This window comes from Pusillimonas sp. (assembly GCF_044464525.1).
Taxonomy (GTDB): Bacteria; Pseudomonadota; Gammaproteobacteria; order Burkholderiales; family Burkholderiaceae_B; genus Pusillimonas.
Genome location: NZ_JBIQLE010000003.1, coordinates 88954 through 114439 on the forward strand (window position 1 = coordinate 88954; position 25486 = coordinate 114439).

Here is a 25486-nt window from a genome sequence, read left to right on the forward strand (position 1 = left end):
CACTGCACGAAACGGCCATCATCCCCTGTTATGCTTGGCAACTTCCGGATTTTGTTTCGTCGCTATGGATTCCATCACCCAAGCCGCGCTGGGCGCGGGCATCTGCGGCGCGATGCTGGGCCGTGCTCATGGCCGCAAGGCGATCGTGGCCGGCGCTATTCTTGGCACCCTCCCCGACCTGGATGTCGTCATTCGCTACGCCGATCCGGTGTCCGCAATGATCAATCATCGCGGGTTCTCGCATTCGCTGTTCGTACTGACCGTGCTGTCTTTCGCGCTGACAGCCGCCCTGCGGTGTTGGCGCTCCTCACCCCAATACGGCGCAAGCCGCCTTTTCTGGGCGATCTGGCTCACCCTGAATACGCACGCCCTGCTTGACGCGTTCACGGCCTACGGCACCCAGTTGCTGTGGCCCTTGCGTCCGACGCCCACCGCCTGGTCCACCATTTTCATTATCGACCCCTTCTTCACCATGCCCCTGACGCTTGCCGTCGTCGCGGCCCTGGTCGGCGGGGCAGGACCCCGCTCGAGGCGCGCCCTGCAATGGACGCTGGCCTGGTGCTGCATCTACCTGGCAGCCTCCGTCGTATTCAAATACATGATGGAATCGCGCGTTAAACACCGTTTGGAAAGCGAAGGGATAACCGTGCAGGCGATGTTCTCCACCCCTCAGCCCTTCAATATTCTGCTGTGGCGAGTGGTGGCGCGCGGGCCCGACGACCATTATTACGAATCGACCGCCAGCGTGCTGGATCGCCAGCCGCCCCAATGGCTTCGCCAACCCCTGAATAGTGATCTGGCCCGCGCCGTGCCGCCCTCGGCGCAACTGGATGGCTTGCGCTGGTTCTCGGGAGACTGGCTGCGCTACGACGATATCAACGGCCACCTGGTGGTTTCTGATCTGCGCATGGGCCTGGGAGCAGGCTATTACTCGTTTCGCTTCCTGTTTGCACGCCGACCCGTGCCCGGTGAGCCCTGGAAGCCCGAAACCCCCCAGTACTGGCCCGGCAAACGCGGCACCTCGGAGCTGCCTGCGGTTCTAAGCCGTGTCTGGCGACAGAACCCACCCTTGCCCCAAGCCGCGTGGGCCGAGCGCATGGCACGTATACCCGCCGATATCCCCGCGCCGAAATAATGGAACATAACGGAACAATCTGCACGAATCAGATATTGCCTGCGCGAATCCGATAGCCGCCCCTGTCCTCCGAGCTTACCTTCTAATTACAACAAACCCTTAAAGCGCCCGCGCGCCAAACCCGGAGACTGGCATGCACACCCATCCCTTCCTGCAGAAAGATCAATTCCTGCTTGGCACTTTTGCCAGCAACTGTTCCGGCGGCATGACCGTCTCGAAACTGCCCGGCCGTTGGCCCGCCGATTGGGAAAGCAACCTGAAGCTGGGCAAGCTGCTTGACGATGCCGGCATTGACTTCATGCTGCCCATCGCCCGTTGGATCGGCTATGGCGGCGAAACGAATTTTCATGGCTATGTGCTGGAGACCATTACCTGGGCCACTGCCCTGCTGGCGCATACCAAGCGCATTACCGTGTTCGGCACCATACACACCGCCGCCAACCATCCGGTGATCGTTGCCAAGCAGCTAGCCACCATTGCGCAAATGAGCGGCGATCGCGTGGGCCTGAATGTGGTGGCCGGCTGGAACAAGCCCGAATACGAGGCGCTGGGGCTGACCCTGCCCGACGACCACGAGACCCGCTACGGTTACGCCCAGGAATGGTTCGACATTATCCAAAAACTCTGGACGCACGACGGCCCATTTGATTGGGATAGTAAATACTTTCACCTCAAGAATACTTACGGTTATCCGCAACCGGCCGCCCGCCCCCCCATCTTCAATGCGGCCGGCTCGGGGCTTGGGCGCGAGTTTGCATCGCGCAATGCCGACTTTCTCTTCACGCCCGCCATCGACCTTGAGCGTTCCAAGCAAGAAGTGGCCGAGCTTAAGCAACAGGCCGCCGACGTAGGCCGCAAAGTGGGAGTGCTGACCTTTGCTCACGTCATCTGCCGGCCCACTCAGGCCGAAGCAGACGAGGGCTGGCAAAGACTGCAGGACAATGCCGACTGGGCCGCCGTCGACAACCTCATTCGCCTGCAGTTCGCCCACGCCCAATCGTTCCCCCACGACCTGCTCGCCCTGATCCGCGAGCGCTTTGCCGCCGGGCACGGCGGATTCCCTCTAGTGGGCACGCCCGAAAAGGTGGCCGAGGGCATTATCCAACTGCACGAAGCCGGGTTCGGCGGGACAACATTGTCGTTCTTCCATTACGCAGACGAATTTCCCTACTTCCGCGACAACGTCCTGCCCATTCTTGAAAAGCACGGCATCCGCAAGAAGCAATCATGATTATGAACAACGCGCTCAACCAGGCATTTCGTCAAGCCATGAGGCAAATGGCCGGCGGCGTCTGCGTCATAACCGTCAATGACGGAGAGGAGCGCACTGGGCTTACAGCCACCTCGGTCGTGTCTGTCTCGATGGATCCGCCCGAGCTGCTTATCTCAGTCAACCGTTCCTCGTCCTCGTGGCCTGTGCTGGAAAAAGCCGGTCGCTTCGGCATCAACGTGCTTAACCGCGCCCAGCAGCAAGTTGCCGAGAACTTTTCCGGCAAGGGCGGCCTGCGCGGCGCCGCACGATACGCCGATGACGACTGGCTTCAAACCCCGCAAGGGGTCTGGCTGTCGCGCAAGGCATTGACCGTGTTTGCCTGCGACGTGGAAAAAGTGTTCCAGCACCGCCAACACGCACTGGTCATTGGCAAGGTCGCCTTCATTGATGTGATGCCGGGGCCGCTTCCCCTTACCTACTGGGAGGGCAGCTACCGCACGCTCTCCCAGGCTTCCGTTGCCTGACATCCAGGAAAACCCGCGCAGTCGCCGGGAGGCTTTACGGATAAACTAATCTATTCTTTTCGCAAGCGCTTCGTAGGGCGGCCCCAGGGGCACGCCCGCCTCCGGCGCCAAAGGCAATGCATATGCAGCCGGCCTCTCTCGACCATCCGCGCAGGCCCCTATTCAGCCGCTTCGCCCGATTCGCCTCGCGCGACGCCGACGAAGTGCGCCACGAGGTCAGCCAAGTTTTCTGCGACCACGACCTGCGCGTCGTTGGGCCGTCTCAATCGCTCAACACCGAACTTCGTTTTCGGCGGGGCAAGAAGGTTAGCTATGGGCGCATGCTGTATGGCGCGACGGTAGACATCGAGCCCGGCAAGTTGAATGATTTCTATCTAATACAATTACCGATATCGGGGCAGGAAAACATCCATTGCGGCGCGCAGTCGGTGCGGTCTGATCCCAACATGGGCACCATCATCAGCCCCGCCCTTGAATTTCGCATGCGCCACGAGCGCAGCGCCGAAAAGCTCTTCATCCGGGTCGAACGTGCGGCGCTCGAGCAGCAATGCGCTCAATACTATGGCCAACTGCCGCGCGGGCCACTTAATTTTCAGCCCGCCATTCCCCTAACCGTATCGGCAACCCGCTCTCTGAAGCGGCTGTTCGACTGGCAGCTTACCGAAGCCTCTGAGGGAACCTTGTTCGATCAGCCGCTGGTCGCCGCGCAGTTCGAAGAAGCCTTGATGATCGCGCTGCTAAGCACCCTTCCTCACAACCAGGCCGATACCGCCCAGCCCTGCTGCATTGCTCCCGGCTTCATCAAACGCGCCCAAGCTTATATCGAACACAATGCCCATCTGCCGCTAACCGCAAGCGACATTGCCGACCACGTGGGGGTCAGCATCCGCAGCCTCTTCGCCGGCTATCGAAAATATCGTAGCACCTCGCCCATGCAGTATCTCAAAGAGGTGCGCCTTGATGCAGCCCGCGCGCAACTTTCCGCTCCGGCCCCTGACACCACCGTCACGCAGGCCGCGCTTGATTGGGGTTTCGGCCATTTGGGCGAGTTTTCGGCCGCCTACCAGCGGCGATTCGGCGAATTGCCATCAGCCACTTTGCGACGCTACAAGGGCTGAGCCCTAGCGCTTGTATTTCAGCAGGCGTCCTCTATAGGCGCCGCGGCTGCTTCTTGAGCACATTTCATCCACCAAACGTTCGTCGTCCAGCAGCTCGAAGCCGCGCTCGGCCATGTGACGATTGAATGTCGGCCGATAGCCGCGATTCTGGTCCACGATCCATACTTCGGCTTCTGGCTTTGCATGCTGGTCAATGAACGCCGCCAGGGCTCCAGGCATGTCGGGCTCGTATAACAAGTCGCTGCCGACAATCAGATCGTAATGCCCCGACAATACCGGCCGACCGGCTTCCTGCTCGGTCAGGGGCTCGTCCAGTCCCCACTGTCCATGCCGATACTTCAATGAAGAGCAAAGCTCATTCAAGCGCAGGTTGTCTTTCAGAAATTTTTCTGCCAGCGGGTGGCAATCGCTGGCCGTGATACGCATGCCGCGCCGGTGACTGACCAGGCTTGCCAGCCCCAGCCCGCAGCCGATCTCGAGGACTTTCTCGTTCGGACAGACGGGGCGTGCAGCCAGATGCTGCGCCAGATGGATGGACGAGGGCCACAGCAAGCCGAACATCGGCCAGGCCGCCGGGCCTATGCCAAGCCGCAACGCCTGCTGGGCGGGATCATGATACTGCTGCCGATCAAGCAAAGACTTAATACGTAAACCTTTGACACCATTTATTTCTATATTTTCTTTTTTGGTGAGGTAACCGGGGTTTTCCCCGCTATCAAACATGAATAATCACCATTATTAAATAATAACTACATGAGTATCTCTCATATTATCCAAGAAGGCCAATCTATTCATTCACCCAGGGTGCATTGAAGCTTGGCTTTAATGAGACACTACGGTCCAGCACAAGCGATATACTCGCGCGCAAAAATACGAAATAGTTACCAGAATTCTCCCCAAATGCTTGTCAGCAGCTACAACCCGGTACTGGTGGTCTCCTCATTCGTTGTGGCCATACTGGCCTCTTACACTGCAGTGAGCATGGCCAGCCAGATCAGCCGAACCCACGGCAAAACCATGTTTTTTTGGCTGGGCGGCGGCGCCTTCGCAATGGGGCTGGGCGTCTGGTCGATGCATTTCATCGGCATGCTGGCCTTCAGCCTGCCGATAGAACTTGGCTACGACCCCTGGCTAACCTTGCTTTCACTGCTTGTCGCCATGGCTTCTTCAGGCTTCGCCCTGTGGCTTGCTTGCCGACGCACGCTGACCAAGCGCCGATTAAGCATTGGTGCACTGGTCATGGGCATGGGCGTGGCAGGCATGCATTATCTGGGCATGGAAGCCATGATGATGATGCCGCGCATCGTGTATGACCCATTCTGGTTCGCGCTTTCGCTGCTCATAGCGGTTACGGCTTCGGGCGCCGCTCTTTGGATCACCGCCTACCTGGGCCGACGGGCGGCCCAGCGCACAGCGCTGAAACTTGCCGCGGCCATCGTCATGGGGTGCGCCATCGTCGGCATGCACTACAGCGGCATGGAGGCCGCGCAATTCCCGCTGGGCAGCATATGTGGCGCCGCCATAGTGGGAGTCGACACGCATTGGCTGTCGATCATCGTGGCAATGGTAACCCTGGCCGTGCTGGCCATAGCGCTGATCATCACCGTGCTCGACAGTCGCCATACCTCGCGCACAGGCGAACTGAACCGGTCGCTGCACAAGGCCAATAAGGCCCTGGAACACATGGCCCTTCACGATGCGCTTACCCGGCTGCCCAATCGAGCACTGCTTGCCGACCGCATTGAACAGGCCATAGAAACAGCTCAGCGAAACAGCTCGCGTTTTACTGTGCTGTTCATGGACCTTGATGGCTTCAAGACGGTAAACGATGCCTACGGCCACGCCGTGGGCGACCAGTTGCTGGTTGAAACCGCGCAGCGCATAAGGTCCGGCATCCGCGCGGAAGATACTGTGGCTCGCTTCGGCGGCGACGAGTTCGTTGTGCTCAGCCCCATCGGCGAGGCCGACGACATCGCCACGCTGGCCGCCAAGATTGTCGACCTGGTCTCACAGCCCTACAACATACGCGACTTTGACCTGCGTCTGTCAACCAGCGTCGGCATCGCCATCTACCCCGAAGACGGACAAGACTCGCATGCTTTGCTGGTCAACGCCGACGCCGCCATGTATTACCGCAAAGACATGGGACGCAACGGCTATTCATTCTTTGATCCATCCATGAACGCCAATGCGGAAGAACACCTCCAGCTTGTTCAGGATCTGCGACGCGCCATCGAACGCAAAGAATTAGTTCTTTACTATCAGCCGCGGTTTGACGACCCCGAAGGGCCGGTAAAGGGAGCCGAGGCGCTAGTGCGCTGGCGGCCCCAACGCGTTCACCTAGGGCGCAAGCCAAACTACAGGGTCAACCTACGTGGACGCCAAAACAGTCTTTACGATAATTTCCCTGACCATACTGGCCAACGGCGCAGCCTTGGCCATTGCTTATCGCAGCCTGTCCGAACCCTTGCGGCCGGCAGCCCGGCTCTGGCAATGGGGCACCCTGCTGATCGCCGCCGGGTGCGCCTTATTTGCATTCGGACAATCTCTGCCACGGCCCGTGATGCTGACCCTGGCCAACGGAGGGATGACGTTCGGTCTGGCGGCCTACTGCATGGCGCTGCGGGAGACCAGCGGCCTGATGTCCAATCGTTGGCTATACGGGCCCGCTGCGGGCGCTGCGCTTGGCGTGCTGTGGTTCTCTGCCGTCGTCCCGGATTTCAAGGTGCGCGTCATCATTGTCACGCTTGCCAAACTTGTCCTGGCTTTTACCGCTCTTCATGCCCTTGCTATGCGTCCGGCCCCACGGCTGTCGTCCAGCCGAAACCTGCTGATCGGCCTTTTGCTGCTGCTGGCAATCTGTCTTGTAGGGCGGGCGGCCGCGTATCTAATATCCGACCTTCCCAAAGATTACGTCGTCGAGTCAGGAGCCAGCGGCTGGAATCTGGTTTGCAGCGTCGTGCTAACAATGCTGCCCATCGTAGGCACCACCGCGTTTCTCATGCTGTGCTCGGACGTGCTGCGCGTGAAACTCGAACATGCGGCAGCCACCGATTTCCTGACCAATCTGCCCAACCGCCGCACCGTTACCGCACGCGGCCGTGAAATGTTCAATGAAGCCGTCAAGACCCATAGCGGTTTCGCGGTCGCCGTCATTGACATCGACTTCTTCAAATTTCTCAATGACCAGTACGGACACGAGGCCGGCGACCACGCCCTGATCCATGTCGGGAATCGCCTACGCGGTGAAACCCGCACGCTCGACATGATCGCCCGCTCGGGCGGAGAAGAGTTCACCGTATTGTTTAGCGGCATGAATGCCGCCAATGCCCTGGCCGCCGCCGAGCGCATGCGGATTTCGATCGAAAAAGGGGGGTTCAGATGGGTGGGGCAAAATGTGCCCATTACCGTATCGACTGGAATCGCCACCCTGCGTCAAGGTGACCAAAGCTTCGAGGATGTATTGCGCCGGGCCGACCAGGCTTTGTACCGGGCCAAGTCAAAGGGCCGCAACCGCCTGGAAACCGCCTAGCGGCTGGAAAGTTGCGCGTAGCGCCTGAAGCTTCAGCCGGCTTTGCCGGCCACGTCGCAGCAGCCTAAACGGTCAAACGAAAGCCGGCACAATATGCGCTGCGTCCAGCCCGCACCCAACGGGCGCTCGACGCCCGCAAGCGCAATCAGTCCCAGCAACAGCAGCGCGCCAAAAGACAGAACCGCCGCGGTCGCCAACAAGACTGAAATTAGTAATTGATTCATATATCAGCCTCCCTAGGGTTAACCCTTAGTCTATCAAAAGAAACATGATATTTCAAGTAAAACCCATTACCCCTCCCAATGACGCAAGGTAGCTGTATAGAAACCAAACCGGGCAATGTCATGAGCAGGCAAGAAAAAGCCCGCAGAGCGTTAACTGTGCGGGCTTCTTAGACGACCGTGTACTGCTGTAGATGTGTTCTTGGCGGACAGAGAGGGATTCGAACCCTCGATACGCTATAAACGTATACACGCTTTCCAGGCGTGCGCCTTCAACCGCTCGGCCACCTGTCCTGCATTGATCATTCAAATGCTTGATCAACAAGCTTCGGCCTAAATTACCAAAGCGAAGTCCGCCATTCTAACAGAAACGAGTTGAATCTGCCGTGCGATGCCAAACCGTTGCCAACGTCAAACCTTCCTGCACCGCCGAGCCAAACGCTGGTCGTCACCCGTTGGCTGCCTGGTCGTTGGCCTTGCCCGCCAGCGACACCATGCGCTCAACGTAGCGGGCGATGGTGTCGACCTCAAGATTGACGGCCGAGCCTGCTCGCAGGTGCTTTAGCGTCGTAACCTGCACGGTATGTGGGATAAGGTTGATGCGGATGCGGCAGCCCTGCTCGTGGTCTTCGACATCGTTCACGGTCAGGCTCACGCCGTTGACTGTGATCGAACCCTTGTATGCCAGGTATTTGGCAAGATGCGCGGGTACGTCGATGCGCAGGTCCCACGACTCGCCAACCGGCTCGAAAAAGGCAACTGCGCCCAGGCCGTCGACGTGCCCTGACACAAGATGCCCGTCAAGAGAATCACCCAGCCTTAGGGCATGCTCAAGGTTGACTTCGCCCGGCGCGTCCAGGCCCGCGGTCAGGTTCAAGCTTTCACGCGAAACATCGACACTGAAGCCGTCGCCCGACAACTGAACGACGGTCATGCAGGCGCCCTGTATGGCAATGGAATCTCCAAGCTTGGTGGCCGGCGTAAGAAACCCCGGCGCATGGACGTCAAGCCGAACACCCGAGTCTGCTCCGCCCTCGGCGAGGGGTTTCACCTCTGTAATGGTGCCAATAGCGGCGACTATGCCTGTGAACATGAAATACTTCCTTGCTATGCGTGATGACAGTTATTCAAAGGCGGACAGGGCCGACACCGAACCGACCAGTTCCCGCCATACTTGAGCCCGCCGGGCCAGCAGGCGCACATCAGTGCCCACAGCCGCCACATCGTAAAAATCGAAACGTAGAGCTTCTTCCAGGGTTTGCAATACCGGCAATTCCGCGATGGGTCGCCCAGTGCCCAATAGCATTGGGGCCACGTACACCAGAAGTTGATCCACGCAGCCGGCCTGAAGCAAGGCGCCGCTCAATACGGAACCTGCTTCAACGTGCACCTCGTTGATGTCATGCTCACCCAGCCAGCGCATGACCGAAGGCAAGTGCACCCTATCGTTGTCCAATGGCATGCGCACTACCTGCACATTGCGGTCGGCGAGCCGCTGTGCCTTGATGGGGTCATCGCTGGCGGTAAACACCCACCCCGGAGATCCGTCGAAAAGGCGCGCTTTCTCGGGCACCTGAAGCCCTGTGTCGATGACTGCGCGAATAGGTTGCCTGCTGGTACTCACTTCGCGCACGTTCAATAACGGGTCGTCTGCCAGCACTGTGCCGGCTCCGGTAAGAACCACACAACTTCGCGCACGCCAATGGTGGCCGTCGACGCGGGCGGCCGGTCCGGTTATCCATTGCGAGACGCCGTTCCCCAGGGCGGTTCGTCCGTCCAGCGACGCGGCGGTCTTCAGCCACACCCATGGGGTGCCGCGCGTCATGCGGGCCACGAAGCCGGGGTTGATCTCTAATGCTTCGTCGGCGCAGGTTGGGCCGCTTACCGCGATACCGGCCGCTCTGAGCCTGGCAATCCCCTGGCCCGCGACCAGCGGATTGGGGTCGGCCATGGCCACCACCACCCGTTCGGGGCGCGCTTCAATCAATGCGTCCACGCAAGGTGGAGTGCGACCATGATGACTGCATGGCTCAAGTGTGACATAGAGCGTGGCGCCGTTCGTCGATACGCCCTGCTCAGCGGCCTGGCGCAAGGCCATGATTTCGGCGTGCGGGCCACCCGCTTTCTGGGTGACGCCCGAGGCAATCAATTGGCCGTCGCGCACGATCAGGCAGGCGACTCGGGGATTAGGCGTAGTCAGGTAAAGGGACTGGCGGCTAAGGGCAATGGCTTGCCGCATCCAGTGGACGTCGGTTTCAGAACCATCGCCGGAAGTCTGCGATAGCGAGGAATTATTCATGGCACATCGCTTTCAGGCATCGCCCTTGGCTTTCTTGGGCGACACTTTAATCTCGTCGATGGCTCGTACGAATTCGCCAATGTTCTCAAAGCTTTTATAGACCGAGGCGAAACGCACGTAAGCCACTTGGTCCAGCCTTTTCAGCTCATCCATGACAAAGCCGCCCAGGCTGCCGGAACTGATCTCCCGCATACCGCTGGTAAGCAGCCTTTCTTCGATGCGGGCCACGGCCGCATCCACTTCTTCGGTACCCACCGGCCGCTTGCGCAGCGCCAGGTTGAGGCTGCCGCGCAGCTTGGCCGGATCATATTCAACCCGTGTGCCATTGCGCTTGACCACGGCGGGCATCATGAGTTCGACCCGCTCGTAGGTGGTAAAACGCCGGTCGCAGGCGGTGCAGCGCCGACGCCGGCGTATGGTGTCACCCTCTTCGGAAACCCGTGAGTCGATCACCTGAGTATCGAAACTGCTACAGAAAGGACATTTCATGGCAGCCTGTGCCCGGGAGGAGCCCGGGCGGTGGGGTTTTAGCCGTAGACCGGCAGGCGCGACGTGAGCTCGTTGACTCGGGCGCGCACGTCGGCGATGGCCGTTTCGCTGTCGGGATTATCGAGCACATCGGCGATAAGGTGGGCGGTAAGCTCGGCCTCGCCTTCCTTGAAGCCGCGCGTGGTCATGGCAGGGGTGCCCAGGCGGATGCCGCTGGTAACGAAGGGTTTCTCGGGGTCGTTGGGGATGGCGTTTTTGTTGACCGTGATGTGCGCCTTGCCCAATGCCTCTTCGGCGACCTTGCCGGTGATTCCCTTGGGACGCAGGTCGACCAGCATCACATGGCTTTCGGTGCGGCCGGACACGATGCGCAGGCCGCGTTCGACCAGGGTGCGCGCCAGCGCGTCGGCGTTCTTGACGACCTGAGCCGCGTAGTCTTTGAACTCTGGCTTCAGGGCCTCTTGGAAAGCCACGGCCTTGCCTGCAATGACGTGCATCAAGGGGCCGCCCTGAATGCCCGGGAAGATAGCGGAATTGATGATTTTTTCATGCTCGGCCTTCATGAGGATGACGCCGCCCCGCGGCCCGCGCAACGACTTGTGCGTGGTGCTGGTGACGAAATCGGCGTGGGGCACGGGGTTGGGATAAGCGCCCCCGGCAACCAGCCCGGCATAATGAGCGATATCCACCATGAACAAGGCGCCGTTTTCATGCGCAATGCGCGCCATACGCTCGAAATCAATTCGCAGGGAGTACGCTGACGCGCCTCCCACCAGCAGCTTGGGCTTGTGCAGCTTGGTCAGCGCTTCAAGTTCGTCGTAGTCGAGCTCTTCTTTGTCGTTCAGGCCGTACGACTTGAAGTCGTACAGCTTGCCAGATGCGTTCACCGGAGAGCCATGGGTTAGGTGGCCGCCTTCGGCCAGGCTCATGCCTAAAACGGTGTCGCCCGGCTTGAGGACCGCCATGTAGACACCCTGGTTGGCCTGTGAACCCGAATTGGGCTGCACGTTGGCCGCTTCGGCGCCAAACAGTTGCTTCAGGCGGTCAATGGCCAGTTGCTCGACCACGTCGACGTGCTCGCAACCCCCATAATAGCGCTTGCCGGGATAGCCCTCGGCGTACTTATTGGTAAGTTGCGTACCCTGGGCCTGCATCACAGCCGGGCTGGTGTAGTTCTCAGAGGCAATCAATTCGATGTGTTGCTCTTGACGGACGTTTTCTTTTTGAATCGCCGCCCACAGTTCGGGGTCGACTTGGTCAAGAGTGCGAGAGCGGTCAAACATGAGGCTTCCTAGATTGGTATGGCTTGGTGGCTGCTGCCGAAGAAGAACGCCATTTTAGCGCGAATGCGCGACGAACCCGTGCGAAAGGGTAAGTGGAAGGGCGGAAAGCGGGTTTCAAGCGCCCGCGCAGCGACGGGCGCCAACCATGCTCACGCCAACATGAGCATGGCTCATGTTAGGAACAAGAGGATTAATCTGCGCCGGGAAGCAGGCGCGGGTTAAGCGTATAAAGCCCGGTCATGCTGCATTGGGCCAGTATGTGCCCTTGTATGGCCTTAAGCACGTCACCGCCGGTAAACGCACCCTCGACCGGCACAGAGGGGATGTCCAGGGCGTAGAGAGTGAATATATACCTGTGGACGATGGCATCGTTCCATGGCGGGCAGGGGCCGTCGTACCCGTAATACTCGCCTGACATGTCTCGATCGCCGGCAAACCAGCCGGTGAAGTCGTTAATGCCTTGACGAGTGTCGTGAGGGGCAATGGGGCCGCCCTTGCCGCGCGGAGTGATGCCGCTGGAATATGCGCCTTCTGCGATCTCGGCAACATCGGGCGCGATATCGACCAGCACCCAATGGAAGAAATCCACTCGTGGCAAATCGGCGGGAACCTCGCGGCCCTCTTGATTGACATCATCGGGCTTGCTGGGCACATCGGGATCGTGACAGATCAGGGCGAACGATTGCACGCCTTTGGGCACCTCGGACCATGCAAAGTGGGGGTTGGCGTTGCCCGCCAGCGCCACGTGGGCCGGCCCGTCTACCTTGCCGAAGGCATTGCGCTCGGACATGAAAAGTTGATCGACGAATGAAGTACTGATGAGCTTCATGGGACCTCCTTGCTAACTATCCATTGAGTGTAACTCGGGCGAACTTGCGCTTGCCCACTTGTATCACATAGGTGCCCGCCGGCAACTGCAGCGATTTGTCGTCGATGCGAGTGCCGTCCACCCGCACGCCGCCCTGCTCCACGTTGCGCTGAGCCTCTGACCCCGAAGCGGCCAGGCCGGCCTCGCGCAGCACCTTGAGTATTCCCAGAGGTGCGGAACCAATCTGCACCTCGGGCATGTCTTCGGGAATGGCCCCGTCGCGGAAACGCGCTTCGAACTGAGCCAAGGCCTGTTGTGCGGCCTGGGGCGAGTGAAACCGGGCCACGATCTCTTGAGCCAGCATTACCTTCATGTCGCGCGGGTTGGCGCCCTGGGCAACCTGCTCTTCAAGCTTAGCGATTTCTTCGAGCGAACGGAACGAAAGAAGCTCAAAATAACGCCACATCAGGGTGTCGGAAATTGACATCAGCTTGCCGAACATCGAATCGGGGGTTTCGGTGATGCCAATGTAGTTGCCCTTGGACTTGGACATCTTGTCGACGCCGTCGGTACCCTCAAGCAGCGGCATGGTCAGTATGCACTGGGGCTCCTGGCCATATTCTTTCTGCAATTCGCGCCCCACCAGCAGATTGAATTTCTGGTCGGTTCCGCCCAGCTCCAGGTCTGACTTAAGCGCGACTGAGTCATAGCCCTGCATCAAAGGGTAAAGAAACTCGTGCACCGAAATGGGAATGCCGCCTTTGAAGCGCCGGGTGAAGTCTTCGCGCTCCATCATGCGCGCCACGGTATAGCGCGATGCGAGCTGGATCAAGCCGCGTGCGCCCAACGGATCGCACCACTCTGAGTTGTAGCGAATCTCGGTACGAGCCGGGTCCAGCACCAGGCTGGCTTGTGCGTAATAGGTTTTGGCGTTTTCCTGAATCTGCTCGGCGGTAAGCGGCGGACGTGTGGCATTGCGCCCGCTGGGGTCGCCGATCATGGAGGTGAAATCACCGATCAGGAAAATGACCGTATGCCCGAGATCTTGCAATTGACGCATCTTGTTGAGCACGACGGTGTGGCCCAGATGGATGTCCGGCGCTGTTGGGTCAAGCCCAAGCTTGATGCGCAGCGGCTGGCCGCTTTGATGACTGCGCGCCAATTTTTGCGCGAATTCGGTTTCGACCAATAGTTCGTCACACCCTCTTGTGACGATGCGCAGATCGGCTTCGACTTGAGGCGTTATTGGCAGCGGAGATGACGGCATATAGATGAAGATGCAATAAAAATCAAAAAAAACTCGAAAAAAACAAGCAGATGCGCTAGCATAGCGCGTTAAGTAATGAGCCCATCGTAGCTTTGACGCAACAAAGGGGCTTATCTTAACCGCGCAGCGCAACACAATACCACGACCCAGGCCCCAGCTTTATGTCCATTAAAGGGAACTCCGCCAATCCCTCAGTGGCCGGCAAAAACCTTGCCCGCCGATCCAGCCGCCACCATTACTTCAGCGGTAGTCTCGCAGCCATCGCGCTTGGCTTGTTCGTGGCGGCCGCCGCGCTTGCCGTAGTAAAACCCTCTAGCGAGACCAGGCTGCCGTCGGTGACCCAGACCAATACCAGTCTGGCGCTGCCCACGCCGTTCCCCGAAACCCCTCCCACGTTCAGTGCGCCCTTCATCGACGAAACGCACATTCAGCCGGGCGACACGGTATCGGCACTGCTTCAGCGGCTCGACGTCGATGAAGACGGGCTGCTCACTTTCCTGACTCACGAAAAGTCGGCCAGGTCCATCTATAAGCTGTATCCGGGCCGCATAGTGCAGGCAGCGCTCGATGAAGCGGGCCGGCTTGTCTGGCTACGCTACTATCATACGCCCGCTTCCACGCAAGACGGCGTATCCAGTTCCCGATGGCTGGAAGTGCGTCCCGACGACAACGGCGGGTTCACTGCGCTCGAGCAGGCTGAACAGGCCCAGACCCATGTGCGGGTAGCCGAAGGCGAAATCATCTCGTCGCTGTTCGGCGCCACCGATGCGGCCGATATTCCCGATTCGATCACAATGCAGATGGCCGACATCCTCAGCAGCAAGATCGACTTCATGCGCGATCTGCGCAAGGGCGACCGCTTCCGGGTAATCTACGAAGCACACAATGCCCAGGGGCGCGACGTGGGCTCCGGCCGCATCCTTGCCCTGCAGTTCATCAACGGCAATAAAACTTACGACGCGGTGTGGTTCAAGCCCAGCGACGCCGGCGGCGGCTATTACGACTTCGAAGGGCGCAGCATGCGAGGCGCTTTCTTGCGCTCGGCCCTCAAGTTTTCAAGAATCAGTTCCACCTTCGGCAAGCGCAAGCACCCCATACACGGCACCTATCGCAATCACAATGGCGTTGACTATGCCGCGCCAACCGGCACACCCATCCACGCAACCGCTGATGGAACCGTCTCGTTCATCGGCACCCAGCGCGGCTACGGCAAGGTCGTTATCTTGCAACATCATGGCAAGTACTCCACCTTGTACGCCCATCAAAGCCGCTTTGCCAAAGGCCTCAAGAAAGGCAGCAAGGTTGAACAGGGCCAATTGATCGGCCACGTGGGCTCCACCGGTTGGGCCACCGGGCCTCACCTGCACTACGAGTTCCGCATTGGCAGCAAGCACGTCGATCCGCTGTCTGTCGATCTGCCAGTCGCACGCGCGCTCGAAGGCAAAGATCGCAACACCTTTGAAGCCATCTTGGCAGGCTATAAGCAGCAGATCCAGATGCTGGCCGCCCTTCAAGAAGGCCGGGTGCAATTGGCCGGCCGGTAAGGCTGCTTGCACACGTCCGGCATGGCCCTTCCTGAACCGGCCTCTCTGTTCATAGGGCTGATGTCCGGCACCAGCACTGATGGCGTTGACACGGTGCTGGCAGAGTTCCCTCCAGCGAAAACACCCCGGCTCATCGCCCAGGCATCACTGCCAATGCCACAGGCGCTGCGAGCGGAATTTCTTGCGCTCAATACGCCCGGACACGACGAACTGGCCCGTGGCGCCCGGGCGGGCAACGAGCTTGCACTTCTTTATGCTCAAGCCTGCCGACAACTACTGGAGATGTCGGGCGTCGCCGCCTCGCATATACGCGCCATCGGCGCACATGGACAAACCGTGCGCCACGACCCCCAATCGGGGTTCTCAATACAGATCAACGCCCCGGCCTTGCTGGCCGAGCTGACCAACATCGACGTCGTGGCAGATTTCCGCTCTCGTGATATCGCTGCCGGCGGCCAGGGCGCCCCGCTGGTACCGGCCTTCCATCAAGCCATTTTCAATGCGGACACCGCGCGGGCCATCTTGAACCTTGGCGGTATCGCCAACGTCACCATTCTTGAGCCGGGGCGTGAACCCCGCGGCTTCGATACCGGCCCGGCCAACGTATTGCTCGATCTATGGTGCCATGAGAAAACCGGAGCCCTCTACGACGCCGGCGGCCGCTGGGCCGCCAGTGGCCAAACACACGCAGTGCTGCTTGAGGCCATGCTAAACGACGAACCGTGGTTCGCCCTGCCGCCGCCCAAATCAACCGGACGCGACCTGTTCAACCGAAGCTGGTTGATGGACAAGCTGGCCGGCTTCGACGAGGCCGGGCTGGCCGATGAAGATATTCAGGCCACCTTGCAAAGCCTGACGGCGGCAAGCATCCAGCAAGCGCTGGCGGCTCATGCGCCCGAAATACGCGAGGTGCTGGTATGCGGCGGAGGCGCGTTGAACAGCAGTTTGATGAGCGAGCTTGAATATCGCCTTGGGCTGCCTGTGTACCCGACAAGTGTTTTGAACGTGCCAGTGCAAAGCGTCGAAGCGCTGGCCTTTGCGTGGCTGGCCTGGGCCCACGTGAAAAGAATTCCGGCGGGCTTGCCAAGTGTGACCGGCGCCCATGCGCCGACTGTGCTGGGCGCCTGCTACCCTGCCGGATGAGCAGCGCTTTTTTAAGCGGTGAACGACGAACCGCAGCCGCAGGTGGACGTGGCGTTGGGGTTGCGAATGACGAACTGTGCACCTTCAAGATCGTCTTTGTAATCGATTTCGGCGCCAAACAGGTATTGGAAGCTCATGGGGTCGATTAAAAGCTGAACGCCTTCTTTGTCGATGGCGGTATCGTCTTCGTTGATGGTTTCGTCAAAGGTGAAGCCATACTGAAAGCCGGAACATCCGCCTCCTTGTACGAATACGCGCAGCTTGAGGTCGGGGTTGCCCTCTTCGAGGAGCAGGTCTTTGACCTTGGACGCTGCGGCGTCGGTAAAGACGAGCGACGGCGGTGGGGCCTGCAGGTCGACGGATTCAGTAAGAGTGGACATGAGTGGGTACTCCGGCGGCTACAAGGCCGCAATTAAGGTCAGTCTGATAACTACATTGTAAGGGCTATTCGCCCGGAGGCAAGCTAACGGTGCGCGACACCCGCAAAGTCTTGCCCTCAAGTACATTAAGCGTAACGGTTGCTGGTTCAAACCCCTCTGGCAGCGCCAGCAAGCCCTCGCTGCGCTGGAACTGTTCAAATTGCAACATCAGCGGGCCTTGCGTGGAAGGTTCGCCATCGGAATCGGAAACCTCGTTGGCCGCATCGCCCGCGGCGTGGGCGGTGGCAGGCTGCAAAGCAAGCTCGACCTGCTCGTCGCCCAGCTTTCCGGTGGCCAGAAACTGCATCTGGCCTGCGAAAGCCGCCGGGCCTGGAGCATTACGCATCAACAACACCTTATAAGACAAGGTGGGGCCGTGTGACTGGAAATCAAGGGCGCGTATGCTGACCGAACCGCTCGGCCCGGGGGGCAGCAGGCGATCAAAAAATGCCAGCTGATCACGCGCGCGGCCCAACTCTGCCTGGGTAGACTGCAAGGCCTCCTCGAGGCTTTTGCGCGTGCTTTCTTCGACCAGGAGCCGGCCCTGCAAGGTGTCGAAGTTGGTCTTCAATGCTTGGTAGTCGTGACGGTGCTGCGCGGTGACAACCTGGAACTCTGTATTTAACCGGGCAAATCTGCGTGCGGCGGATTCCTCGCCGATAGTGCCGGCAACCCAATACCCGCCTGCGGCCCCGGCTACCAAGGCCAAGAAGAGCCAAAACCAAATCCAGCCGCCATATCGGCGGCCGGGAGCAATGTCGGAGCCGGACTGAGTTTCATTCATCTACAAACAGACCGCCGCCAAGCCGCAAAGTTCTTGATCGCCCCGAACGCGACGACTTTTAACCGTGCAGCGAGCCCGCCTTGCATATGCGCAAGCTGCCCGCCGGCGGTTACGGGAGCACCGCGATCGCGTCGAGGCCGGCGTTCTCAGGCAGGCCAAACATGAGGTTCATGTTTTGAACCGCTTGGCCAGAAGCGCCCTTGACGAGATTGTCTTGCACCACGAGCACCACCAGTTGATCGCCGTTGTCGGGCCGGTGAACAGCAATGCGCAGATTGTTCGAGGCCCTGACCGAACGGGTTTCGGGCAGGCTGCCGGCCGGCATGACGTCGACAAACGGTTCGTTTGCATAGCGCTGTTCGAACAACGCCTGGAAGTCGGTATCCATGGCTTCGGGCAAGATGCGCGCGTACAAGGTCGAGAACATGCCGCGGATCATGGGCACGAGGTGTGGAACAAAGATAAGGCCCACGGGTTGGCCCGCGATGCGGTCAAGCTGCTCGGATATTTCAGGATGGTGGCGGTGGCCCGCCACGCCATAGGCCTTGAAGTTATCGCCCGCCTCGGAATACAAGGTGCCCACCGAGGCTGTGCGGCCCGCGCCGGAAACCCCCGACTTGGCATCGGCGATGATGTGATCAGCGTCGATAAGCTTGCGGCCGCCTTCAAGCAAAGGCAGCAAGCCAAGGATTACCGTAGTGGGATAGCAACCCGGATTGCCAATGACCTTGGCCGCCGCGATCTGGTCGCGATTGAGCTCCACCAGGCCGTAGACCGAATCAGCCAGAATCTGAGGGCAGACGTGCGGCATCTTGTACCACTGCTCGAACACGACGGTGTCCTGCAGACGGAAGTCGGCTGCCAGGTCGATAAGACGGACGCCTTTGTCGAGCAGACTCTGGGCCTGGCTCATGGCTACACCGTGCGGTGTGGCGAAAAAGACCACGTCGCATTCGTCGAGCCGGGCCGTGTCGGGTGTTTGAAAAGACAGGTCGACCTTGCCCCGCAGGCTGGGATACATCTGGGCGACAGGCATGCCATCCTCTTTGCGTGATGTAATGGCCTGAATCTGCACATTGGGATGCTGGGCCAAAAGGCGCAAAAGTTCAACGCCTGTATAACCTGTGCCCCCGACTATGCCTACTTTGATCAGATTGCCTGCTGCCATGACCTTGCCTCAAAAACCGTAAAGTAAAAACTAGATTATGCACATGCCCGCATTGGCCATGCAAATACAGACCAAATGATCACGCTTTTTCCAGTTCGCGGCCTGCAAACAACCACGCTTGTGGTGCAACCATAATGACAAAGGCCCCAGCACGCGCCGGGGCCTTTGTGTATACCGCAGCGGGCAAGACGCAAAAGCGCACTTGCCTCGCGTTTTGCAATTAGCGCTTGCTGAACTGCTTGCGACGACGCGCCTTGTGGAAACCCACTTTCTTGCGCTCGACTTCGCGCGCATCGCGGGTAACCAAGCCGGCTTGCTTGAGCGAGGGCTTGAGCGCTTCGTCGTAGTCGATCAACGCGCGGGTGATGCCGTGGCGCACCGCGCCTGCCTGACCGCTTTCGCCGCCGCCATGCACGTTGACGTGAAAGTCGAACGACTCAAGATGGCCGGTGAGCTCGAGCGGCTGGCGCACGATCATGCGGCCGGTTTCACGGGCGAAGTATTCATCAACAGGCTTGCCGTTGACGACGATATTGCCCGAACCTTTTTTCAAGAACACGCGCGCCACCGATGTTTTGCGGCGGCCGGTGCCATAGTTCCAATTACCGATCATGACCTATCCTTAGATTTCCAGAGGTTGGGGCTGCTGAGCGGAATGGGGATGCTCGGCGCCGGCATAAACCTTGAGTTTCTTGGCCATGGCGTAACCCAGCGGGCCCTTGGGCAACATGCCCTTGACCGCCTTTTGCAGGGCGCGACCCGGAAAACGCTGTTGCATTTTCTCGAAGTTGGTCTCGGTAATACCGCCGGGATAACCCGAGTGACGATAGTAGCGCTTGTCTTGCGCCTTGTTTCCGGTTACGACGATATCAGCCGCGTTGATGATGACGATGTAATCGCCGGTGTCAACGTGAGGCGTGAATTCTGGCTTGTGTTTTCCGCGCAAACGGCGTGCGACTTCGCTGGCCACACGACCCAGGACTTTGCCCTTGGCGTCAATCACGTACCAGTCACGCTTGACTTCATGCGGCTTGGCCACAAAGGTCTTCATGATGGTTCCTGATGATTAAAACGGGATGCAAAAGCTGCCGGACCACCCGGCACACCTTGCTTGCAACCCTGATGAACTAGCCTAAAGCCCCGCCAAAGCGTTGTATCTCGCCCGTGCAGGTAAAGCGCTTAAAGCTAAAGTAAGCCCAACATATTAACATTTAACTGTTGATATTTCAAAGCCAAAAAACATACCCCCGACCGAAGCGCTTTCGGCGGCCAGTGGCTTCCTGTCAACGGTCCTAAGTACGGAAACCCAGGTGTGTCGCATCCAGGCCACGTGGCGGGTCTGAACGGATGATCCGCTACCACGGGCACGGGCGGCTATTGCCCCGCGATGGACATCTGCTCGATCAGCACCGAACCCGTGGTTTTCGAGCCACGCGTGATGGTATCGGCGCCCACCGCCACGATCTGCCGCCACATGTCGGCCAGGTTGCCCGCAATGGTGACCTCTTGCACGGCGTGCTGGATTTCGCCATTTTTGACCCAATACCCGAAAGCGCCGCGCGAATAGTCGCCAGTGACATAGTTGACGCCCTGGCCGATAAGCTCGGTGACCACAAAGCCCGTGCCCATTTTTTTAAGCATGGCCTGGAAATCGTCCTCGGGTTTGGTCAAGCGCGAAGAAAGCCTTAAATTATGTGAGCCGCCCGCGTTACCGGTGGTTTTCATGCCCAGCTTTCGCGCCGTATACGACGATAAAAAATAACCTTGCAGCACGCCGGAAGCCACGACGCTACGCGCCTGTGTGCGCACGCCCTCGTCGTCGAACGATGAGCTGCCCATCGCTTCGGGCACAAACGGGTTTTCGGTGACCGATACGTGATCGGCCATGACGGGCGTGCCCAGCGAATCGAGCAAAAAGCTCGCCTTGCGGTACAGGGCGCCTCCGCTGGTGGCCTGCACCAGCGAACCCAGCAGGCCCACCGCCAGCGGCGCCTCGAACAAGACGGGGAAACGGCCGGTTTTAATGCGGCGTGCGGACAGCCGCGACAAAGTACGCTGTGCGGCATAGCGGCCCACCTCGGCCGGGTCGGCCAAACGGCGAGGGTCGCGTTGAGAGCTGTACCAGTAATCGCGCTGCATGTTGCCGCCCCGCCCAGCAATGGGCGCCACCGAGACGGTATGGCGAGAATAAGGGAAGCCACCGAGAAATCCACGGCTGTTGCCCAACACGAAGTGGCCTTCGAACGTGCCTACCGATGCCCCGTCGGTGTTGGTAATTAACGGGCTGACGTCGCGTGCGGCCTGCTCGGCCTGCAAGGCTATGGCCGCCGCCCCCTCGGTATCGAGGCTCCAGGGATGATGCAGTTGCAAATCGATGATGTCGGAAGCCAGAGAGTCGGGTTCGGGCAAGCCGGCGGCCGGATCGGCGGCTGTGTAGCGCGCGATGTGCCACGCCGCATCCACTGTCTCGCGCAGGGCTTGGTCCGAGAAATCAGAGGTGGACGCCGACCCGCGCTGATTACCGGCGAATACCGTGACGTCAAGCGAGCGGTCACGTGTCTGCTCGACGGTTTCGATGTCTTGGTTGCGCACCGAAACCGACAGGCCCTGGCTTTCGGATAGCTCGGCCGCCGCGTCCGAGGCGCCGATGCTTTTGGCATAGTCGAGCGCCTTTTGCACCAGTTCGAGAAAGTGTTGCCGGTTCTGTTCTATGGGAAGATGGGGGGTGGGTTGGTGACTCATTGCTGCTCGCAAAAACGTTAGACAGTTATCATATCGCTAATCACGAATATTTTTGTCTCCATGACCCCAGAATCCACCCCGCAAGACAACGAGCTCACTGACGACCGGCCCAGCAAGTCGCAGATTAAGCGCGATATGCACGCCCTGCACGACCTGGGCAAAGAGCTCATCGATCTGTCCAATGACCAGTTGCGGCAGCTTCCGTTGCCCGAGGCGCTCTACGATGCGATCCGCCTTGCGCAGCGCACCAGCAGCCGCGAGGCGCTGCGTCGCCAAACTCACTACGTCGGAAAGCTCATGCGTCAGGTCGACGCCGAGGCCATACGAACGCAACTGGATATCTGGAAAAATGGTTCGCGCACCGAAACCGCAGCACTGCATCGCGTCGAGGCCCTGCGCGACCTGCTCTTGAAGGACGACGACACCTTGACCCAGCTGTTACGCGACCACCCCTCGGCCGATGCGCAACATTTGCGAACCTTGATTCGTGAAGGCCGCAAAGAAGCCCGGCGCAACGCCGCCCTTCAACCGGGCCAGGAACCCCAGCGCAAACATTACCGCGCCCTGTTCCAGGCCCTGAAAGCCCTGGGCAGTACTGAATAACTCCAGAACTTCCTGCTGACGATATCAACACAGAATGAAACCTGAACTATTAGAAGCCCTCGAAATTGAAACCGCTCCCAACCCAGTCCACGCCGTCATTTGGCTGCACGGACTGGGCGCGGACGGCAACGATTTCGCACCCATCGTGCCCGAATTAAAGTTGAACGATGCGCCAGCCATCCGGTTCGTCTTTCCGCATGCGCCCATCCAGCCCGTTACCATCAATGGCGGCATGGCCATGCGCGCATGGTATGACATTCGCAATGCCGACCTGGCCCAGCGCGAAGACGCGCAAGGCATTCTGCAGTCGCAGGAAGCCGTCCGCGCCTTGATCCAGCGCGAGAACGAACGCGGCGTCGCCACACAAAACATCGTGTTGGCGGGCTTTTCGCAAGGCTGCGCCATCACCTTGCAAGCCGGCCTGCGCCATCCGGAAAAGCTGGCGGGGCTGCTTGCGTTGTCGGGCTATCTGCCGCTGCCCGAGTCTCTGCCGGCAGAACGCAGCACCGCCAACCAAGACACACCGATCTTCATGGCGCACGGCGCGCAAGACCCGGTCGTGCCGCTGCAGCGTGCGCAACAGTCTTGCGCCCTGCTGCAAGAGCTGGGCTATTCGGTAAGCTGGAAAACCTACCCTATGCCGCATTCGGTCTGCCTTGAAGAAATCAACGACATCGCCGCCTTTCTAAGGCAGGTTCTGCAGCCTTAGCGCTCTGCCTGCACACAACAGGCCTAGCCCAGATCGAGCCACACTCGCCGTGTGGTGGGGTCGTCGGGGATGCTGTCATTGCGAAAGCCCAGGCTCTCCATGAGCCTGAGCATGCCCCGGTTGGTCGTCAGCACATAACCGTCTATGTACGAAAAGCCCTGAAATTGCGCCGCCTCGATCAAGCCCAGCATCAACACCGTACCGAGTTGTCTTCGCTGCCAGTCGTCCCCCACCACAAGGGCGAATTCAGCACCGCGTCCGTCAGGGTGACGCAGGTAGTGGGCAAAGCCGATGATCTGTTCGCGCAAAAGACCCCTGTGCTCGGTGTTGGGCACTTGCACGGTCGCCACCAACGCCAGCTCGCGGTCGTAATCGATGCGGGAATACCTTGCCAACATACGCGGCGTCAGTTCACGCAGCATCGATACGAAACGCATGTAGCGCGCCTCGGTGGACAAGCCGCGTATGAATTCCTGCAAAGCTTCGGCATCTTCCGGACGAATGGGACGCATCGTCCATTCACGGTCGTCGTCAAACCGCTTGTTCTGCACAAGGCGCCGTGGATAGGGGTGGATCGCCATATGGCGATAGCCCGAAGACTCGGGCAGCACCAATACGCTGGATGCGGACAAGGTCACCTGCACGGCGTGGGCCGTAACATAGCTGTCACTCGCCACTAGCGGATCGAGGATCAAGCTATCGATCTCGGGCAGCTCACTGACCAGCACAGAGATGCGCTCGAGGCTTTCACGCAGGTTGTCGAAGGCTGCCGGCGTCATTTGGCGCGACAACACGCGGTTCCAGATCATGCTGCGCTCAATCAGCTGGCGGGCCAGAAAACTATTCAGAGGCGGCAGCTCGACCGCCCTGTCGTAGGCTGACAAGCCGCCGGTTCCGCCCGTACCGAATTTAATGTACGGACCCAGGCGCGGATCGCGTTGGGCCCGAATCGACATGAGAGGTTCGGCGGCCGTCCAGGTGTCGACGTCCGGCCCGCCCCCGGCCGATCGCTGCAAGGGAATCTGAAAACACTCGAATAACTCCCAGCACTCGTCCGGCGCAAGCTCGTTGCGGCGCTCGGCTTGCGCCTGCCTGATAAGGGTGCGTGCCCGATCCAGCAAAGGCTCGCGACGTAATGGAACGGGAGGAAGGGTCTGCTGCGACAGCAACTGGTTGTAGTGATACGACGCCAGCACGCCAAAAGCATTGGCGGCCGCTTCGGGCGTGCGAAAAGAAGGCATGCCGACTTCGTCCAGCAGGTGACGCAAGGGGCGTACGGTTTCTTCGCCCATGAAACATGTGATGACCGGCTTGCGCACCGCCGATGCGCCGGTGATCAGTTGCTGGGCGACCCGGCTCAGGTCGGCAAGCGGATCGGGCGCCAACAACACCAGGATTCCGTCTACTACAGAATCAGCCGCCAGGATTTCGATTACCTTGCGAACGGTGTCCGGGGTGATGGGCAGGGAAGTGGTAATGGGGTTGAGCACCTGTGCGCCGGGCTCAAGCACCTCTTGCAAGGCCTTGATGGTCGACCGTGCAAGCTCGGCGCGCAAGGCCGGATGGCGAGGGCCGATAACGGACATGGCCAGTTGGGCGGCGCCGTCTCCATTGGAAAAAATCGCGATACGGCGGCCGCGCGGCCAATAGGTGTGGCGCAAGATTTTGATGGCCGAGAACAACTGCACGAAATACGGTACACGCACCGCGCCCGCCCGACGCAGCAAGGCATTGAAGACCGCTTCGCCGGCGCTGGAGTCGCGATTCAACTGGCTCGCCTTGAGCACAACCACGGGCTTCACGCTGGCTGCGGAGCGCAGGGCGCTGGCGAGCGACCGGGCGGAGAAGGTGTCCTCAAGGTAGAGGGCAATGCTTTCGGTGTCGCGGTCGTTTGCCAGATAATCCAGCACATGCGAAACCTCTACGCCCGCCTCGTCGCCCAGCGAGACCACCTTGGAAAACCCCAAGCGTGCATCGACCGCCCAATCGAGCACCGCCGCCACCAGCGAACGCGATTGCGCCACCAGGGCCACCTTGCCCGCGTGGGCCAATTGCGGCATATGGCTAAGGTTCAGGCCGCCGGGTGGGTTCTGCACTCCGAAAGAGCGCGGCCCAAGCAGGGTGCAGTCATTCAGCCGCGCCCAGCTTCTGCAATAGACCATGTCTTCGAGCGCATTGTCGGGCGCGCTGTCGGTGGACAACAAGATCAAGGCCCGGGGCTTATGAGCGCCAACCGCGTCGAGCAACTGGGGCAGTTGCCGGGGGTGGACGCACAGCAAGGCCAGGTCGACGCGCCGGCCCGGCTCGACGCCCGCAAGGGTTTCGGGAATGGTGAAGCCAGCGTCATCCACCGTCTCGACGACTGTGGTTGAGTCTTGAAGAGTGGAAGGCAGGTTCGAAACGACCGAAAAACGGCGGTGGGTCACCACGAGCAGTGATCGTGGCTCGAACAGCGCGGCAAGGTGGTGACGCAGCATAAGGCCCC

25 protein-coding genes and 1 tRNA gene are annotated in these 25486 nt (G+C 59.8%); 10 read left to right on the top strand and 16 right to left on the bottom strand.

All coding sequences use genetic code 11. The features are described 5' to 3' along the window. Positions 1-64 precede the first annotated feature (64 nt). The 4 genes from ACIY1O_RS02705 (at position 65) to ACIY1O_RS02720 (ending at position 3990) form a co-directional block, all read left to right on the top strand. Positions 65-1135, top strand: coding sequence for a metal-dependent hydrolase (locus tag ACIY1O_RS02705; protein ID WP_397473534.1), 1071 nt, complete (start codon positions 65-67; stop codon positions 1133-1135). Between the two features lie 133 nt (positions 1136-1268). Then, entirely contained in the window at positions 1269-2366 is a 1098-nt protein-coding gene (locus ACIY1O_RS02710; protein ID WP_397473535.1) for an LLM class flavin-dependent oxidoreductase, read from the top strand. Further along, positions 2363-2872 (top strand): flavin reductase family protein, encoded by a 510-nt coding sequence (locus ACIY1O_RS02715; RefSeq protein WP_397473536.1) that lies wholly within the window; start codon positions 2363-2365, stop codon positions 2870-2872. Before ACIY1O_RS02710 ends, ACIY1O_RS02715 begins: the two co-directional genes overlap by 4 nt. A gap of 122 nt (positions 2873-2994) precedes the next feature. Then, entirely contained in the window at positions 2995-3990 is a 996-nt protein-coding gene (locus ACIY1O_RS02720) for an AraC family transcriptional regulator (protein WP_397473537.1), read from the top strand. Positions 3991-3993: 3 nt separating this feature from the next. Here the strand turns inward: ACIY1O_RS02720 and ACIY1O_RS02725 are convergent, their stop codons facing one another. Then, a complete protein-coding gene (locus tag ACIY1O_RS02725; protein ID WP_397473538.1) occupies positions 3994-4713 on the bottom strand; it encodes a class I SAM-dependent methyltransferase in 720 nt (239 codons plus the stop codon). 177 nt (positions 4714-4890) lie between these two features. Between ACIY1O_RS02725 and ACIY1O_RS02730 the strand changes: the two genes are divergently transcribed. Further along, a complete protein-coding gene (locus ACIY1O_RS02730) occupies positions 4891-7095 on the top strand; it encodes a putative bifunctional diguanylate cyclase/phosphodiesterase (protein WP_397473539.1) in 2205 nt (734 codons plus the stop codon). After that, the gene (locus ACIY1O_RS02735) at positions 7016-7522 is read left to right on the top strand and encodes a GGDEF domain-containing protein (protein ID WP_397473540.1); all 507 of its coding nucleotides are present in this window, start codon (positions 7016-7018) and stop codon (positions 7520-7522) included. Before ACIY1O_RS02730 ends, ACIY1O_RS02735 begins: the two co-directional genes overlap by 80 nt. Before the next feature lie 32 nt (positions 7523-7554). On the opposite strand, the gene ACIY1O_RS02740 is transcribed toward ACIY1O_RS02735, so the two are convergent. The 8 genes from ACIY1O_RS02740 to tyrS all read right to left on the bottom strand — a co-directional run bounded on the left by ACIY1O_RS02740 (position 7555) and on the right by tyrS (position 13889). Next, positions 7555-7746, bottom strand: a complete 192-nt coding sequence (locus tag ACIY1O_RS02740; RefSeq protein ID WP_397473541.1) for a hypothetical protein — start codon at positions 7744-7746, stop codon at positions 7555-7557. A gap of 200 nt (positions 7747-7946) precedes the next feature. Then, positions 7947-8037 (bottom strand) — tRNA-Ser (locus ACIY1O_RS02745). Between the two features lie 154 nt (positions 8038-8191). Then, a complete protein-coding gene (locus ACIY1O_RS02750) occupies positions 8192-8836 on the bottom strand; it encodes a riboflavin synthase (RefSeq protein WP_397473542.1) in 645 nt (214 codons plus the stop codon). Between the two features lie 30 nt (positions 8837-8866). Further along, the gene (ribD, locus tag ACIY1O_RS02755) at positions 8867-10042 is read right to left on the bottom strand and encodes a bifunctional diaminohydroxyphosphoribosylaminopyrimidine deaminase/5-amino-6-(5-phosphoribosylamino)uracil reductase RibD (protein ID WP_397473543.1); all 1176 of its coding nucleotides are present in this window, start codon (positions 10040-10042) and stop codon (positions 8867-8869) included. A 12-nt stretch (positions 10043-10054) separates the two neighbouring features. Beyond that, positions 10055-10531, bottom strand: a complete 477-nt coding sequence (nrdR, locus tag ACIY1O_RS02760) for a transcriptional regulator NrdR (RefSeq protein ID WP_397473544.1) — start codon at positions 10529-10531, stop codon at positions 10055-10057. A gap of 38 nt (positions 10532-10569) precedes the next feature. Continuing rightward, on the bottom strand, positions 10570-11814 hold the full coding sequence (gene glyA / locus ACIY1O_RS02765; RefSeq protein WP_397473545.1) for a serine hydroxymethyltransferase: 1245 nt from the start codon (positions 11812-11814) through the stop codon (positions 10570-10572). A 190-nt stretch (positions 11815-12004) separates the two neighbouring features. After that, positions 12005-12643 (bottom strand): YbhB/YbcL family Raf kinase inhibitor-like protein, encoded by a 639-nt coding sequence (locus ACIY1O_RS02770; protein WP_397473546.1) that lies wholly within the window; start codon positions 12641-12643, stop codon positions 12005-12007. A gap of 16 nt (positions 12644-12659) precedes the next feature. Then, positions 12660-13889 carry a tyrosine--tRNA ligase gene (tyrS, locus tag ACIY1O_RS02775; RefSeq protein WP_397473547.1) on the bottom strand — a complete coding sequence of 410 codons (1230 nt, stop codon included), beginning with the start codon at positions 13887-13889 and terminating at the stop codon, positions 12660-12662. 161 nt (positions 13890-14050) lie between these two features. On the opposite strand from tyrS, the gene ACIY1O_RS02780 reads away from it, so the two are divergent. Next, the gene (locus ACIY1O_RS02780) at positions 14051-15433 is read left to right on the top strand and encodes a M23 family metallopeptidase (RefSeq protein ID WP_397473548.1); all 1383 of its coding nucleotides are present in this window, start codon (positions 14051-14053) and stop codon (positions 15431-15433) included. 21 nt (positions 15434-15454) lie between these two features. Next, on the top strand, positions 15455-16576 hold the full coding sequence (locus ACIY1O_RS02785) for an anhydro-N-acetylmuramic acid kinase (RefSeq protein ID WP_397473549.1): 1122 nt from the start codon (positions 15455-15457) through the stop codon (positions 16574-16576). Between the two features lie 11 nt (positions 16577-16587). On the opposite strand, the gene erpA is transcribed toward ACIY1O_RS02785, so the two are convergent. The 6 genes from erpA to pmbA all read right to left on the bottom strand — a co-directional run bounded on the left by erpA (position 16588) and on the right by pmbA (position 21689). After that, positions 16588-16956: an iron-sulfur cluster insertion protein ErpA gene (erpA, locus tag ACIY1O_RS02790; RefSeq protein ID WP_397473550.1), complete on the bottom strand. Its 369-nt coding sequence runs from the start codon at positions 16954-16956 to the stop codon at positions 16588-16590. 64 nt (positions 16957-17020) lie between these two features. Further along, positions 17021-17779: a DUF6776 family protein gene (locus ACIY1O_RS02795; protein WP_397473551.1), complete on the bottom strand. Its 759-nt coding sequence runs from the start codon at positions 17777-17779 to the stop codon at positions 17021-17023. Between the two features lie 109 nt (positions 17780-17888). Then, entirely contained in the window at positions 17889-18947 is a 1059-nt protein-coding gene (gene argC, locus ACIY1O_RS02800; protein WP_397473552.1) for an N-acetyl-gamma-glutamyl-phosphate reductase, read from the bottom strand. Positions 18948-19167: 220 nt separating this feature from the next. Then, positions 19168-19560 carry a 30S ribosomal protein S9 gene (gene rpsI / locus ACIY1O_RS02805; RefSeq protein ID WP_397473553.1) on the bottom strand — a complete coding sequence of 131 codons (393 nt, stop codon included), beginning with the start codon at positions 19558-19560 and terminating at the stop codon, positions 19168-19170. A 9-nt stretch (positions 19561-19569) separates the two neighbouring features. Then, positions 19570-19998: a 50S ribosomal protein L13 gene (rplM, locus tag ACIY1O_RS02810; RefSeq protein WP_397473554.1), complete on the bottom strand. Its 429-nt coding sequence runs from the start codon at positions 19996-19998 to the stop codon at positions 19570-19572. A gap of 323 nt (positions 19999-20321) precedes the next feature. After that, on the bottom strand, positions 20322-21689 hold the full coding sequence (gene pmbA / locus ACIY1O_RS02815; RefSeq protein ID WP_397473555.1) for a metalloprotease PmbA: 1368 nt from the start codon (positions 21687-21689) through the stop codon (positions 20322-20324). 60 nt (positions 21690-21749) lie between these two features. Between pmbA and yjgA the strand changes: the two genes are divergently transcribed. Together yjgA and ACIY1O_RS02825 are read left to right on the top strand one after the other, a co-directional pair. Continuing rightward, on the top strand, positions 21750-22292 hold the full coding sequence (gene yjgA / locus ACIY1O_RS02820) for a ribosome biogenesis factor YjgA (protein ID WP_397473556.1): 543 nt from the start codon (positions 21750-21752) through the stop codon (positions 22290-22292). A 34-nt stretch (positions 22293-22326) separates the two neighbouring features. Further along, positions 22327-23001 (top strand): alpha/beta hydrolase, encoded by a 675-nt coding sequence (locus tag ACIY1O_RS02825; RefSeq protein ID WP_397473557.1) that lies wholly within the window; start codon positions 22327-22329, stop codon positions 22999-23001. A gap of 23 nt (positions 23002-23024) precedes the next feature. Here the strand turns inward: ACIY1O_RS02825 and ACIY1O_RS02830 are convergent, their stop codons facing one another. Continuing rightward, on the bottom strand, positions 23025-25478 hold the full coding sequence (locus tag ACIY1O_RS02830) for a bifunctional acetate--CoA ligase family protein/GNAT family N-acetyltransferase (RefSeq protein ID WP_397473558.1): 2454 nt from the start codon (positions 25476-25478) through the stop codon (positions 23025-23027). Between the last annotated feature and the right edge of the window lie 8 nt (positions 25479-25486).